The following is a 14,475-nucleotide window of genomic DNA, read 5'->3' on the forward strand; positions in this document are numbered from 1 at the left end:
GGCAGGAGGGCTCAGCCCTGGGCCGCGGCCGGGGCGGCCGGGCCGGCGGGTGTGGCTTGAGCCGCGCGGGCCAGCTTGGCGCGCAGCTGCAGCAGCTCCTCACGCACCAGGGCCTTGAGCGGGTCGGAGGCGGCGCTGGGGAACTGCTTGCGGTCCACGGGCAGGCGCAGGCGCACCACCCAGAGTCCGGGCGGCAGCAAGCCCGCGGCGTCAGCGAAGACGGCGCGGATCTGGCGTTTGATCAGGGATCGGGTCACCGCACGGCGCGCGTGCCGCTTGGGCACGACGCAGCCCAGCCACTGCCCGTCAGGGACGGCCACGGGGGCCGTCGCTTCGGGCTTCACCCCCTCGGCAGATGCCGATTCGTCCACAGGACTGTGGGCAAGTGGTGGGTGGCCTGTTGATAACTCGGATTTCACTGTGGAAAAACCGGGTCCGGGCAGGCTGGGAGCGGCCATGAGGTGATGCACAGCAAAATGCTTGCTGCGGGCGCGGCTGGGCTGACCCAGCACGCGCTCAAAGTCGGCCGATCGTTCGATGCGGCCGATCATGGTCTTGATACGGCTCGCTTAGACGGCCAGGCGCTTGCGGCCCTTGGCGCGACGGGCGCGGATCACGGCGCGGCCACCGCGGGTCTTCATGCGGACGAGGAAGCCGTGGGTGCGGGCGCGGCGGGTCTTGGAGCCTTGGTAGGTGCGTTTCATGTTGGAAAACCTCTGTGGACGTCTGTGGACGCGATAGCTGATGGGCCGATCAAAGATGCGGGAGCATCTCGGAACTGCAAGCCGCCACCTCCGTAAAGGTGTCTGCCTGCCGCACCGCTGATGTGCGCCGCGCCGGGGCGCCGCTGCTGCGTGCGCCCACATCAGGTTCCTGCTCGGTCTGCCGTCCTGGCGTGAGGCCAGGGCGGTGTTCCGGGGCAGGGCCCCTTGTTGGCGCGGTGGACCTACCGCCAGGGGTTTGACCTCCCAAAGCAGGGAAAGCCACGCGCCCAAGCAAATACATCCGGCGTCCGGAAAAGCCCGCGATTACACCAAACTTCTGGCCGCCGGTCAACTTCCTCCGGGAGTGCCGGGCTGCCGTGCCGGGGTAAGGCGGGCACGAAAATTTCTGTGGATAACCTCGTCTTTTGGGGCCGTGGATCCGTACAATCCGGCCGCTCAAGAAGAAGTTTTCCACAATGAGCGCAGATCTCTGGCAACGCGGCTGTGAACGTCTGGCCGCCGAGCTGCCTGAACAACAATTCAATACCTGGATCCGTCCTCTCCCCCCGGCCGATGTGGCTGATGGCGGTGAGCAGGGCGTGACCGTGTCCCTGCGCGTGCCCAACCGCTTCAAGCTGGACTGGATCCGCAACCAGTACGCCGGGCGCATCGAATCCATCCTCACCGAACTGGCCGGCCGCCCGGCGCGGCTGGAGCTGGCCGTGGCGCCGCGCGAGGCCATGCCGCGTGCGGCCACGGCCCTGCCGGCCAACCAGCCGGTGGCCGTGGGCCAGGTGCTGCACAACGGCCTGCGGCCGGTGCCCGTGAACCGCCCGGCGGCCGTGGAGCGGCCGGCGGTGAACGGCCTGGCTGCCGTGCAGCCGGCCATGGCGCAGGCGCCCGTGGCGGCCTCCGGCGCGACGCCCGCGCCGGGCAGCACGCGGCACCGCATCAACCCCGCGCTCACCTTCGACACCCTGGTCCCCGGCCGTGCCAACCAGATGGCCCGCACCGCGGCGCTGCACGTGGCCGGCGCGCCGGGGCAGATGTACAACCCGCTGTTCATCTACGGCGGCGTGGGCCTGGGCAAGACCCACCTGATCCACGCCGTGGGCAATGCCCTGCTGAAGGACAAGCCGGACGCCCGCGTGCTCTACCTGCACGCCGAGCAGTTCATCTCCGACGTGGTGAAGAACTACCAGCGCAAGACCTTCGACGAGCTCAAGGCCAAGTACCACTCACTGGACCTGCTGCTGATCGATGACGTGCAGTTCTTCGCCGGCAAGGACCGCACGCAGGAGGAGTTCTTCAACGCCTTCGAGGCTCTGCTGGCCAAGCGCGCCCACATCATCATGACCTCGGACACCTATCCGAAGGGCCTGGTGGACATCGACGAGCGCCTCACCAGCCGCTTCGACGCCGGCCTGACGGTGGCCATCGAGCCGCCCGAGCTGGAGATGCGCGTCGCCATCCTGATCAAGAAGGCCGAGGCGGAACAGGCGCCCATGCCGGAGGATGTCGCCTTCTTCATCGCCAAGAACGTGCGCGCCAATGTGCGCGAGCTCGAGGGCGCGCTGCGCAAGGTGCTGGCCTACAGCCGCTTCAGCCACAAGGAAATCAACATCCAGCTGGCCCGCGAGGCGCTCAAGGACCTGCTCTCCATCCAGAATCGCCAGATCTCGGTCGAGAACATCCAGAAGACGGTGGCCGACTTCTACAAGATCAAGGTCGCCGACATGTACAGCAAGAAGCGCCCGGCCAGCATCGCCCGGCCGCGCCAGATTGCCATGTACCTGGCCAAGGAGCTGACCCAGAAGAGCCTGCCCGAGATCGGCGAGCTCTTCGGCGGCCGCGACCACACCACGGTGCTGCACGCCGTGCGCAAGATCGGCGGGGAGCGCCAGAAGAACACCGAGCTCAACCAGCAGCTGCACGTGCTGGAGCAGACGCTCAAAGGCTGATCCGGCGCGCTCAGGAGGCCCCGGCGGGGCTTCCGGCGGGTCTACCCACACCGACTAGGTCAAAACCCTGGCTCGCCGGCCCTGGGAAACCCCCATTCCTGGGTGACAATGCGCGCTGTCTCACGCGCGCGCGTCTTGCTTGTGACTGGCCCCAGGGCGCCGGTCGGGCCGGGAAGGCGGGCGCGGGTCGCCCCGAACAAGTGGAGAGAGGTTCACATGATTGTGTTGAAAGCCAGCCAGGACAAGGTGCTGAGTGCCCTGCAGGCCGTGTCCGGCATCGTCGAGCGCCGCCACACCCTGCCCATCCTGGCCAATGTGCTGATCCGCAAGCAGGGTTCGCAGGTGGAGCTGACCACCAGCGACCTCGAGATCCAGGTCCGCACCACCGTCGAGTTCGACGGCGATGAAGGCAACTTCTCCAGCACCGTGGGCGCCCGCAAGCTGATCGACATCCTGCGCTCCATGCCCTCGGACCAGACGGTGAGCCTCTCCAGCAACGCCAGCAAGATGACCCTGCAGGGCGGCAAGAGCCGTTTCACGCTGCAGACCCTGCCGGCCGACGACTTCCCCCTCGTGCAGGAAGCCGCCGACTTCGGCCCCGCCTTCAGCGTGCCGCAAAAGACGCTCAAGCACCTGATCAACCAGGTGCACTTCGCGATGGCGGTGCACGACATCCGCTACTACCTCAACGGCATCCTCTTCGTGGCCGAGGGCAAGAGCCTGACGCTCGTGGCCACCGACGGCCACCGCCTGGCCCTCGCGCAGGCCGAGCTGGAGACGGACATCCCCAAGCAGGAAGTCATCCTGCCCCGCAAGACCGTGCTGGAGCTGATGCGCCTGCTGAAGGACGGCGGCAAGGATGGCTCGGATGACCAGCCCATCGAGATGCGCTTCGCCGGCAACCAGGCCAAGTTCAGCTTCTCGGGCATGGAGTTCGTGACCAAGCTGGTTGAGGGCAAGTTCCCCGACTACAACCGCGTCATCCCCAAGAACCACAAGTTCCGCGTGACCCTGGGCCGCGCGCCCCTGCTGTCGTCCCTGCAGCGTGCCGCCATCCTGACCAGCGAGAAGTTCAAGGCCGTGCGCCTGTCCTTCGAGCCGGGCCTGCTGTCCATTGCCTCCAGCAATGCCGAGCAGGAAGAGGCCAAGGAAGAGATCGAGATCGACTACGGCGGCGACCTGATCGAGACCGGCTTCAACGTGACCTACCTGATGGACGCGCTGCAGAACATGGGCCAGGACATGGTCTCCATCGACCTGAACGACAGCGCCTCCAGCGCCCTGATCACCATCCCCGAGCAGAGCGGCTTCAAGTACGTCGTGATGCCGATGCGAATCTGATCGAGATCCAGAAATGAGAGCAGCGGGCAAGGGCCAGGAGGCCCGGCCCGCTTCAGTGCTTTAAAGGGGTCATGCAAGACCTGACCCCGTGTGAGAGAGAGTTCCCGATGAGTGATGTCCCGAGCAATGAACACAAGCCCGAAGGCCTGACCGACAAGCAGCAGGCCGCCGTCACGGCCGAGGCCGCGTCGGGCGCGGTCTACGGGGCCGATTCGATCCAGATCCTCGAAGGCCTGGAAGCCGTGCGCAAGCGCCCCGGCATGTACATCGGCGACACCTCCGACGGCACCGGTCTGCACCACCTCGTCTTCGAAGTGGTGGACAACTCCATCGACGAATCGCTGGCTGGCCACTGCGACGACATCATCGTCACCATCCACACCGACAACTCCATCTCGGTGATCGACAACGGCCGCGGCATCCCCACCGGCGTCAAGATGGATGACAAGCACGAGCCCAAGCGCTCGGCGGCCGAGATCGCGCTGACCGAGCTGCACGCCGGCGGCAAGTTCAACCAGAACTCCTACAAGGTCTCGGGCGGCCTGCACGGCGTGGGCGTGAGCTGCGTGAACGGCCTGTCCAAGTGGCTGCGCCTGACCGTGCGCCGCGACGGCAAGGTGCATCAGATCGAGTTCAAGCAGGGCATCCCGCAGGACCGCCTGATCGAGGTGGTGGACGGCGTCGAGACCAGCCCCATGCGCGTGATCGGCGAGACCGACAAGCGCGGCACCGAAGTCCATTTCCTGCCGGACACGGAAATCTTCCAGCAGAACAACGACTTCCACTACGACATCCTGGCCAAGCGCCTGCGCGAGCTCTCCTTCCTGAACAACGGCGTCAAGATCCGCCTGATCGACGAGCGCAACAACAAGGAAGACAACTTCGCCTATGCCGGCGGCGTGCGCGGCTTCGTGGAGTTCATCAACAAGGGCAAGAGCACCCTGCATCCGAACATCTTCCACGCCCAGGGCGACAAGACCTCGGACCAGGGCACCAACATCGGCGTTGAAGTCTCCATGCAGTGGAACGATGGCTTCAACGAGAACGTGCTCTGCTTCACCAACAACATCCCGCAGCGCGACGGCGGCACCCACCTCACCGGCCTGCGCGCCGCCATGACCCGGGTGCTGAACAAGTACATCACCGACAACGACCTGGCCAAGAAGGCCAAGGTCGAAGTGGCCGGGGATGACATGCGCGAAGGCCTGGCCTGCGTGGTCTCCGTCAAGGTGCCCGAGCCCAAGTTCAGCAGCCAGACCAAGGACAAGCTGGTCTCCAGCGAAGTGCGCGGCCCGGTCGAGGAGATCGTCGCCAACAAGCTGACGGACTGGCTGCTGGAGAACCCGGTCGACGCCAAGATCATCTGCGGCAAGATCCTTGACGCCGCCCGCGCCCGCGAGGCCGCGCGCAAGGCCCGCGAGATGACCCGCCGCAAGGGCGTGCTGGACGGCCTGGGCCTGCCCGGCAAGCTGGCCGACTGCCAGGAAAAGGATCCCGCCCTGTGCGAGATCTACATCGTGGAGGGTGACTCCGCAGGCGGCTCCGCCAAGCAGGGCCGCGACCGGAAGTTCCAGGCCATCCTGCCCTTGCGCGGCAAGATCCTGAACGTGGAGAAGGCCCGCTACGAGAAGCTGCTGACCTCCAACGAAATCATCACCCTGATCACCGCCCTGGGCACCGGCATCGGGCGCGGCGCCGGCAGCGACGACTTCAACCCGGACAAGCTCCGCTACCACCGCATCATCATCATGACTGACGCGGACGTCGACGGCGCCCACATCCGCACCCTGCTGCTGACCTTCTTCTACCGCCAGATGCCCGAGCTCGTGGAGCGCGGCCACATCTACATCGCCCAGCCGCCGCTGTACAAGGTGAAGGTGGGCAAGCAGGAGCAGTACCTGAAGGACGGCCACGAGCTGGACGCCTTCCTGCTGCGCGTGGCCCTCAACGACGCCGAGCTGCACACCGGCCGTGGCGACGTGCTCAAGGGCGAGGCCTTCGAGGCCCTGGCCCGCCAGTACGTGCTGGCCGAGAACGTGATCGACCGCCTCTCCAACTGGATGGACTTCGAGGCCCTGCGCGCCCTGGCCGGTGGCCTGGCCATCAACCTCGACAGCAAGGAAGCCGCCGACCAGTCCGCCGCCGACATGCAGGCCGCCCTGCACGAGGCCGAGGTCAGCGCCGAGTACGACGCCCGCACCGACAAGCTCTTCCTGCGCATCAGCCGCAAGCACCACGGCAACACCCGCTCCAGCGTCATCACCGCGGACTTCGTCCACGGCGCCGACTACGAAGTGCTCGCCACCGCCGGCAAGACCTTCAAGGGCCTGATGACCGCCGACGGCCTGGTCCGCAAGGGCGAGGGCGAGAAGGCCAAGGAAAGCAAGATCAGCGACTTCCGCGGCGCCATGAGCTTCCTGATGACCCAGGCCGAAAACTCCGTGGGCCGCCAGCGCTACAAGGGGCTGGGGGAGATGAATCCGGAGCAGTTGTGGGAGACGACGATGGATCCCACCGTGCGGCGGCTGCTGCGCGTTCAGATCGAAGATGCGATTGAGGCCGATCGCGTGTTCACCATGCTCATGGGGGATGAGGTGGAGCCTCGCCGTGACTTCATCGAGACGAACGCGCTGCGTGCGGCGAATATCGACGTTTGATGCCTTTGAATGCCTCGCTTTGGTGAGGCAATGGAATGAGAAACGCCCGGCCGGTCCGGGCGTTTTGCATGGCCGAGGAGATCCAAGGCCTGTGACGGATTTCGCAGTGCAACGAACGCTCCACGGGGGGGGGGCGGTTGGCTGCTTTGCAGCGGGTGCTGTCCTACGTCAGGCTGAGTTCGACTCCTGGATGCGGTCGTTCAACGTCGGCTCTCATGCCGCACCTTTCGATCGACGCCCGCAACGGCTTGTTGGCGTCTCGGCGCGGACTAGCAGCAGTAACTTAGCATGTGGCAATCGACCTTCACTCCGCAGTGAATAGCCGCATCGTAACTGGCGACGGTCCTTCCGGGGATGCAGACGTGGGAGCGATGCTAGCCATGAAGCCTGGCGGCAAGTGCTTGTACGTGGCCTTTGGCTTGGTATCAGAACCATGAATGGCTGCATCTAGATCGCGTACGGGAAGCGAAACGCATTGAGCGGTGAATAGCTGTCCTCCATCGACTGAATATCCAATACGCTTGAATGCATCGTAGTACGGGGTGACTACCAGCGAGCCACCGAAATATCCGGTATTGCAAACCACCACGTTGCAGAAGATCGTCCTCGATAGAGAAACGGCTAACGACTCAAAGAGCTTAACGTCCCGGTTATAGGCAATGACAAACAAATGGTGAACTCGGCCGCGATAGAGGAGGGCGCGTTCAATATCCATGAAGTCATAGCAAATGCTGACCCCGATACGCCCATAGGGCCCTGCATCGAAGACGTAGACGTTGGGATCGGCATCGAAAGTCCAAGGCGGTATGTACTTCGCGAGGTCAGACGCTTCGGCCGGTGCAGGGTCCCGTTTGCCGAACCAAACTCTGGCGGCATTGCGTGAAGGTATGCGTTTCCAAAAGTTCCTGGGTACGATGACAAGTCCTTCGTTCTTCGCTGATTTCTTCACATGGTCTAGACGGTAGTCGACCCCAACTATCGCTATTGCATTCATGGAACAGACTAGTTGCTCGAAGTCGTCCAATCGCGTTCTAGGAAGTGCCAGCTCCGGCAGAAGAACGATGCGAGGCTGATCGTCGTGATCGGCCAATGCCCTCATCGCTCTTCGAATCTCGTGCCACGCGCGATTGTCCTCGCCTGCCGCAATTTTTGGCTCACCACTAGCGGCACTCCATGCAAGCTTTGAGTTCAATGTCGTCTGAATTACGCCGAGGGTAAGCGAATCAACCAGTGTTGGATTATCTTGGGTCATGCTGGGCCCATTTCAAAGTAGCGCTTCCAATCAGCATCGGTGAGATGCATTAGATTGACTGGCGTGACCTGCCGAGACTGGTGATTGAAGGTTGATATCTGATTTTCTTCAAGTTCGTTTTGGGCGATCGAGATGATGCGCGCCAAATCAGCAGCGTCAATAAGGCTGACTGGATCGTGCATAGTGTCATCGTCGAAGTCGGCGCTCCATGCTGGGTGCAGGCCGGCGAATACGTTCTCGGTTGCACGAGGCTGGAGACACGCCTCGAGAATTCCAAGAGTTGCTGATGAGTAGGTGATTTCATTCCGCAGGAGTTGCGGAAGATGCCTGAGCATGCTCTCGTGCCCTATCCCGTTCCATTGGGCTGGCAGGAGGAAGGAGCGTGAAAGCAGGGCAAATAGGCAAAGGCCCAGACCACGAATTGGATTCTGCGCAGCCCCTATGGCGCTCACGACCAGCGGGGCATATCGCCTGTCATAGATCTGACGCCGTTGTGGCACTTGCCGTAGAACTCCACCGTCAGGCTCGCGCATCTTTTGTTTCCACTCTTGCCAAGAGACTGCCGGAGTATCGATGAGATGGCTCGGCAGAGCGAAGTTGAGTGGATGTGCACAGCTGACGCGTATATCAGGGTTCTTGCGCGATGCACGTTTAAGATAGCCTTGGTCTAGCGTCTCGGCGGTAGTCGATAGCAGCATCGCCGCTTGTCTAACGATCTCCAGGCACGTCCATTCGCCGAGCCGCCATTGCTTTGTGATTCCGGGGTCATGACTAGCCCAAATCCTTGTCGCCCAGACTGGCAAAGGCAGCAGTTTCGCTGTCTCAGATCCATCTAATGCTTTCTGGACACGAGACGCTGCCGGTGACAACGCACATACGCGCTGGACCTCCGGCCGATCGAAGCGCCCCATCAAGGCGTCAAGCCACCAGCCTTCTTGATTCGCTTGCTTTGGCCTAGCTGATGACGCGATCCGCGCTAGAGGCGCCATCGGCGCATCCGCAGGAAAAAAGGTCCATAGATCATCGGACTCGGGTAAGCCATTGACGAGCGTTCCCAGGTGAAGAATCAGATCAGACGCTCGACGAATAGGCTTACGGAGGTCGAACTTGCATCCCCACCAGGCTAGCGCAACGCGCTGATCTGGTGTCACATCATCGTTACTTAGCAACGCGCGACCCTTGTCGACAAATGAACGACTCAGCCCTTGCCCCAAGAGTCGCAATGAGCCCGGAGATCGTTCTAACAATAGGGTGGCGCAGTACACGCCGACGAAGAACTGATTCAGGCTTTTCTGTACAAACCATCGGTCTGCTGCCGGAACACCTCGATTGGTGAGCCTTGCAATATCTCGCAGAGATCGCAGCGCGGCGGCTCGTCGCCAGCCTGCAGCATTGGTGTCAATAAGCAACTGTGCAGCCCGAACGGTCTCTGCAGCGAGGACTGCGTAGGAGTTGCCGAGTATGTAGCTTGCCGCCAGTCGATTGACCGGGTCGCGCGCATAGCGATCAATGTCATCGAAGAGAAGTTCTAATCCCGTGGCGCCAAGGCGGCGCGCAATCGTCAGCGCATGAGTCCACAGGCGGACGCGATCAGGCCGTTCGTGCAGGACTCTTCGGACCAAGCCAAATACTCTGTCGGCGATGCCGGCAAGTCGGGCGTGAATCTCGGCGTCGTTGATCCCAGTAAGACTCGCGTTTGCATCGAGTGTAGAGTCTTGGCCATTGCGGCCCTTAGCTTGACTTCCGGTCAGGCGGCTTTGCTGAGCACTACCGTTTCGAATACTGAGGGTTTCCGGTGCCGCGAGCCTAGCTTCGGCGATACGGGCAAGGCGAGTCGCCGCGAATGCCAGACGCGTGCGCCCCGGCATCTCAGATTCAGGAACCTCTACGAGCAATAGATGCTCCAACTGTTGGGACAGAATTGAGAGCTCGTTATCTTCGAGCACCGTGAAATCTGTTCTGCCAATTGCCGAAACAAGGGCAATCGTCTTCGTCATCAATGGCGTTGGAAATTCGGAATCTAGGCGGCACTCGTCCAGGGCCCGATTCCACTGATCCGACCCGGCAACGCGGTTGCTTGCATCGCTTGTTCCTAGCAGCTCACCTAAAGCTTTCGGTTCTGTTTTGGCCGGGTTGATGCTGGCGCCAGAGCCCATCCTTTCGATCACGTCCTTGTAGTGGTCGATCCAATTCACTAATTCCTCAAACGTCTTGGCCAATATCACATGGTCATCGACATAGCGAAAATGCGCGACGCGTCCCCTTGGAAGCGATTTCTGTACTTCTTGGTCAACCTGCAAGAGCGCTGCATTTGCGAGGAACCCTGACACCATGAGCCCAGTGGGAATTCTGCGGAAGGTCTTCCTTGACTCGGCAAGCTCTATGTGCCTTAGGTCAGTATCTGTCCAACCCTCAAGGTCCAATGGAAGCAGCGTGAGTGTTTTCAACAGCCTTTGAACATCAGGGCGCAGTTCGACCGGGACGGACTGAGAGATTGCGTCAACGCAAGCTGCGAGGGGAATGGACGGATAGAACTTCTCCAAATCAACTGAAGCCCAGTAGACATCGCTCCTGTTTGCGTCAGTTGCCAAGGATGTCCAATAATCAGCGAAAACGAATGGACATCTATCGGCCTTGTGCATGCGATGTTGAAGGTCAAGCTCTTCGCGCTCATCCTCGTCGAGGTTGTCAACCTTTTCATGACCGTGCGCCGCAGCAGAAACCGCTAACGCAACGTGCCGCCTAAACAGTGGCCAGGCCTGCTGAAACGGGCGGTAGATTCGGCCGGATGAGTGTCTGTATGGGCCGACCTTCCTAATCTTGTTATTGTGAATGTCTTCTTCAATCCATGCAGACCGGAACAGTCGGTTACCATAGCTCCAAACAGGCATCTGCGCATCGACGTAGGGCCCAAGGACATTCACGACCGCCACCCAGGCGACTTGATCTCTAACCGCAAAGTGGAAGTACTGTCTAACTCTGGGGTTCCCATCTCCATCAGGGTTTTTTGGAAACGCCATGGGCCGAATCGGCGACATTCGGAATTTTCCAGTGCGTAGATCATCGCAAAGGCTCTGAAGCTCACGACCCAAATGAACTTCAAAAGAGGCAAGGTCCGCCTCGTCGATCCAGATGTCGCCAGGGACAGATGCTCTCTTCACTTTCTCCCAGGCCCAACGTATGTTCAGTTGATCGCATACCTGACTCAAGAAGCTACGCATTTATTCCTCGCGCGATAACGTCACTGGCATCCATGTCTTTAGGTGGAACTGCAAACCGAATGCTCTTGCTTCTAGCTCGAAATTCCTTTGCAAGGAACTTCATGAATTTTTCACCTGCAGCGTCACCGTCGGGAACGCCCACCAACTCAAAAGGAAGTAATTCATCAACCCATTCAGACCGGAATGAGGTTGCCCCTAGAACCGCAACCGCTGCTAGCCCGGCGCCCTCCATTGCAATTGCGTCTGGCACACCCTCGCAAATGTGGAGAAGACTCCCTGGCTGCAACTGGCTAAGTCGCTGGCTGTTAAACATGGGTTTGGGGATGCCACTCGGGCCGAAGAACTTCATCCTGCTCTGAAGGCAGCGAACCTGTAAGTACTGCGTAGTCGCCCCGGACTTGAAAGGGAACAGCAATGCGTACCCAAGCCAGCTTAGTGCTCGTCGATTTCCAGACAGCCCTGAGCTACGGATTCGTTCTGCACCCCAATGTTTTTCCAGTTCCCGATACGCCCTTATCGGATCCACGAGTTCAACGACGCCGAATTTAAGCGCCAGCTCCGGTGCAATTCCGTGGGCTTGAAGATACGTAGTTCCCAGCGCTCCTTTGACCGGGCCACAGTGCGCTACTAGCCAGGTGTACAGCTCGGGGTCTGGATTCGTCGTGGTGGCCGGAAGAGGCGATTTGCTTGCCTTTGGGCTTGTCGCTCGCGAAATTGCATGAATGCGTCGGCTTGGCTGCACGTCGCCGCCGATGATGCCGAAGTGGCCGCAGAGCCACTTACAGGCATCCATAAACGCAAGGCCGTGCATCTTTTGGACTAGCGCGATTGCGTCGCCATGCTCACCGCATCCGAAGCATTTCCAGGTATTTCTCGTTCTGTTGACGGTGAAGCTTGGGCTCGCTGCGTCGTGGCCGTTAAAGCACATCGCCTTGTTGCCACGCAGGGTGATCCCTACGGCCGATGCGACGTCCGCCACTGGCAAGTCGCGAAGGCGCGCAAGCACCTGATCGCTCAATGGCCTCGGCTTGGCTGCTTGTAAGCTGGCTCGCCGCAAAAGCACCCCCCTTGCGCCAGTTTCTGGCTTCTTACAAAAATTGTCTCATGGAGATGACGAGATGGGGCTGCGAATCATCTGACATCTGGACGCACTGAGTACGTAGATGCGGCGGCCATTGCAAGCAAAGTTGCTACGGCAAGGATCCCACCAGAGATCCATGTGCTCATCTCCCTTTGCATAGTGAACAGCAGCGTAAAGATCGACTTGATTTGCGCAAGGTCGGTAGCGAACCGGGCTTGGTGCAGCGCCTCAACGCAGGCTATCCGCCGTACGGCAGTTGCTAGCTGACTAGTATGTGGTTGCTTAGGGCGGAAAACTGAAGTGCCGTGAAGCGGTCGTTGTCGAACTTCCGCTTTCAGCCTTAACCCGCCCCTCACCCACCCTGACACCCCCTGCAATACTGCAACCCCCCAAACCTCTCCCCCTGATTCCAACAAAACCTCCCCTCCGAAAAACTGATCTTCGCCTCGCACGTCGCGCAAACCAGTTTTCGATACAGGGGATGGCTGGAATCAGCCTGAGCGGAGGGCTCCGGCACAGAAACCTTCGGAGCCGGATCAGGCGCAATTACCGCCTTCGGCTTCATGAACTCCGGCAACTCCAGCGGATTCACCGGCCGATGCTGCCGGGCCAATTTCTCTGCCCAGCCGCGCAAGGTCTCGGTGCTGTGGATGTTCAGCAGCTTCCCGAACACATCCCCCACGCCCAGGGACTCGATGTACTGCTCATGCCAGCGCTGGATCATGTCGGCCTTGATCACGTCGCGGGTGTCGAAGCGCTTGGCGTCAGGCCGGCGGATGGTGGCCTTGGGGTGCAGCAGCACCACGTGGTGATAGGTCGGCTTCAAGCTGCCTCGCCCGGTGATATCCAGGCGCTCCAGCAGCTTGTCCAAAATGCGCTCATGCCGCCGGCTCTGCTCCAGCGGTGAGGGCACGCCATAGCGGCGGCCATTGGCGTAGGCAACGCTCCACTCGCCCTGCTCATTGATCTCCACATCCCCACCGAAGCACTTGGTCTCGAACAGATAGAAGTGCAGGGTGCGGCCGATGACCAGGTGGTCGATCTGCGCCGTCTCGCCATCGACCACGAAGCGCAGGTCGTGCAGCACGGCGTGGTGCTCGCTGTCCTTCTTCCAGTGGTCGATGTGATGGGCGGCCTCGCGCTCGCCCTGCTGCCCGCGCTGGCACCGCATCCGCTCGTCCTGCAGCCACTCCCGCTGACGCTGATCCAGCAAGGGCGACGACTGCAGGTCTTCCAGCAAGCGCATCCGCCGCTGCTTGTCATCCGCTGCTTTGATCAGCATGTGTCATGACCCCCTGAGTGCGAGTCATTTTGGCCGTGCGCCTGCCGTACAAGCAGGTCACATGTCACGCTTCAGGGGCCTGGCAGACGCGGGTTTGCGCTGACGCAAACGGTCAGAAGCCCCGCCAATGCTGGCTTTGCGGCCTGCGGGATGAGATGGGGATCAGATCGGTGGCTGACTCAATGAGTCAGTGGCTCTGGCGCCATACGGTCACAGCCCGGCGCCCAGCACCCGGCACCAGGCGCCCCCCAGCAGCACAGGCACCACCGCCATCCACGGGTAGAAGCCGATCCCCCGCTTCGGAAACGGAAACGACAGGTTCATCGCCACCGCGAGGGCCAGGGCCAGGCCGCTCAGTGCGAGGTCGGGCCAGCGCCCTGGCTGCGGCAGCCACTGATGCCCCATCACGCCCGCCATCAGCAGGATGGCGGCCACCGAGCTGGGCAGGCCCTGGAAGCACTCGCCGAATCGATTGCGGATCAGGCCGCGCTGGCTGTAGCGGGCCAGCCTCAGCGTCGCAGCAAGGACGTAGGCGACGCAAGGGACGGCCGCGCCCCACGACGGCGTGCCGGCGGGGTTCAGCACCTTGCCCATCGTGAAGGCCGGCAGCAGGCCGAAGGCGAGCAGGTCCGCTAGGCTGTCCAGCTGCGCGCCCAGGGGCGAGCTCACGCCCAGGGCCCGCGCCAGCTTGCCGTCCAGCACGTCGCAGAGCAGGGAGAGGGCCAGGCACAGCAGGGCCACGGCCAGGGCCTGGTCCACCGGCGTCCAGCCGAGGTACAGCAGGCCGGTGCTGGCCGAGGCGGCCGAGGCGAGGGTGATGGCATGGGGGAGGGCGGCGTACTTCGGCATGGGCGACAAGTTCGGAGGCGGGGCGTAAGCCGGCCGTGGCCGGCGCTTACGTGGCTTATCCCGCAAACATGCGGCCTGCGGCACAGGGCGCGCTCGGGGCAGGCCGCGCGGGCGGGCATGATCGCAC

The 14,475-nt window shown here is 61.9% G+C and carries 10 protein-coding genes; 3 read left to right on the forward strand and 7 right to left on the reverse strand.

All coding sequences use genetic code 11. The features are described 5' to 3' along the window. Positions 1-11: 11 nt before the first annotated feature. Positions 12-320: a ribonuclease P protein component gene (locus tag O9Y01_RS23145; protein WP_332108748.1), complete on the reverse strand. Its 309-nt coding sequence runs from the start codon at positions 318-320 to the stop codon at positions 12-14. Positions 321-569: 249 nt separating this feature from the next. Beyond that, a complete protein-coding gene (gene rpmH, locus O9Y01_RS08905) occupies positions 570-704 on the reverse strand; it encodes a 50S ribosomal protein L34 (protein ID WP_183106475.1) in 135 nt (44 codons plus the stop codon). Between the two features lie 476 nt (positions 705-1,180). Here rpmH and dnaA point away from each other — a divergent pair, with 476 nt between their 5' ends. The 3 genes from dnaA to gyrB all read left to right on the forward strand — a co-directional run bounded on the left by dnaA (position 1,181) and on the right by gyrB (position 6,663). Then, on the forward strand, positions 1,181-2,665 hold the full coding sequence (gene dnaA / locus O9Y01_RS08910; RefSeq protein WP_269631212.1) for a chromosomal replication initiator protein DnaA: 1,485 nt from the start codon (positions 1,181-1,183) through the stop codon (positions 2,663-2,665). A gap of 216 nt (positions 2,666-2,881) precedes the next feature. After that, positions 2,882-4,006, forward strand: coding sequence for a DNA polymerase III subunit beta (dnaN, locus tag O9Y01_RS08915; protein WP_269631214.1), 1,125 nt, complete (start codon positions 2,882-2,884; stop codon positions 4,004-4,006). A 107-nt stretch (positions 4,007-4,113) separates the two neighbouring features. Beyond that, on the forward strand, positions 4,114-6,663 hold the full coding sequence (gene gyrB / locus O9Y01_RS08920) for a DNA topoisomerase (ATP-hydrolyzing) subunit B (protein WP_269631215.1): 2,550 nt from the start codon (positions 4,114-4,116) through the stop codon (positions 6,661-6,663). A gap of 304 nt (positions 6,664-6,967) precedes the next feature. Here gyrB and O9Y01_RS08925 read toward each other — a convergent pair whose 3' ends face one another. From O9Y01_RS08925 to O9Y01_RS08945, 5 genes are all read right to left on the reverse strand, one after another. Beyond that, positions 6,968-7,915 (reverse strand): carbon-nitrogen hydrolase family protein, encoded by a 948-nt coding sequence (locus O9Y01_RS08925; protein WP_269631217.1) that lies wholly within the window; start codon positions 7,913-7,915, stop codon positions 6,968-6,970. After that, positions 7,912-11,136 (reverse strand): RNA-directed DNA polymerase, encoded by a 3,225-nt coding sequence (locus O9Y01_RS08930; RefSeq protein ID WP_269631219.1) that lies wholly within the window; start codon positions 11,134-11,136, stop codon positions 7,912-7,914. The genes O9Y01_RS08925 and O9Y01_RS08930 overlap by 4 nt, the downstream gene beginning before the upstream one ends. Continuing rightward, a complete protein-coding gene (locus tag O9Y01_RS08935; RefSeq protein WP_269631220.1) occupies positions 11,129-12,154 on the reverse strand; it encodes a CHC2 zinc finger domain-containing protein in 1,026 nt (341 codons plus the stop codon). The genes O9Y01_RS08930 and O9Y01_RS08935 overlap by 8 nt, the downstream gene beginning before the upstream one ends. 415 nt (positions 12,155-12,569) lie before the next feature. Continuing rightward, the gene (locus tag O9Y01_RS08940) at positions 12,570-13,499 is read right to left on the reverse strand and encodes a nuclease-related domain-containing protein (protein WP_269631221.1); all 930 of its coding nucleotides are present in this window, start codon (positions 13,497-13,499) and stop codon (positions 12,570-12,572) included. A gap of 210 nt (positions 13,500-13,709) precedes the next feature. Continuing rightward, positions 13,710-14,348, reverse strand: a complete 639-nt coding sequence (locus tag O9Y01_RS08945; protein ID WP_269631222.1) for a CDP-alcohol phosphatidyltransferase family protein — start codon at positions 14,346-14,348, stop codon at positions 13,710-13,712. Positions 14,349-14,475: the final 127 nt, after the last annotated feature.

The organism is Pelomonas sp. BJYL3 (genome assembly GCF_027257975.1).
Taxonomy (GTDB): Bacteria; Pseudomonadota; Gammaproteobacteria; order Burkholderiales; family Burkholderiaceae_C; genus Roseateles_B; species Roseateles_B flavus.

Excerpts from the sequence above, each read along its gene's own strand:
- dnaA (WP_269631212.1), top strand. The coding sequence starts at position 1,181 with ATGAGCGCAGATCTCTGGCAACGCGGCTGTGAACGTCTGGCCGCCGAG.
- O9Y01_RS08925 (WP_269631217.1), bottom strand. The coding sequence starts at position 7,915 with ATGACCCAAGATAATCCAACACTGGTTGATTCGCTTACCCTCGGCGTA.
- O9Y01_RS08940 (WP_269631221.1), bottom strand. The coding sequence starts at position 13,499 with ATGCTGATCAAAGCAGCGGATGACAAGCAGCGGCGGATGCGCTTGCTG.
- dnaN (WP_269631214.1), top strand. The coding sequence starts at position 2,882 with ATGATTGTGTTGAAAGCCAGCCAGGACAAGGTGCTGAGTGCCCTGCAG.
- gyrB (WP_269631215.1), top strand. The coding sequence starts at position 4,114 with ATGAGTGATGTCCCGAGCAATGAACACAAGCCCGAAGGCCTGACCGAC.
- O9Y01_RS08945 (WP_269631222.1), bottom strand. The coding sequence starts at position 14,348 with ATGCCGAAGTACGCCGCCCTCCCCCATGCCATCACCCTCGCCTCGGCC.
- rpmH (WP_183106475.1), bottom strand. The coding sequence starts at position 704 with ATGAAACGCACCTACCAAGGCTCCAAGACCCGCCGCGCCCGCACCCAC.
- O9Y01_RS08930 (WP_269631219.1), bottom strand. The coding sequence starts at position 11,136 with ATGCGTAGCTTCTTGAGTCAGGTATGCGATCAACTGAACATACGTTGG.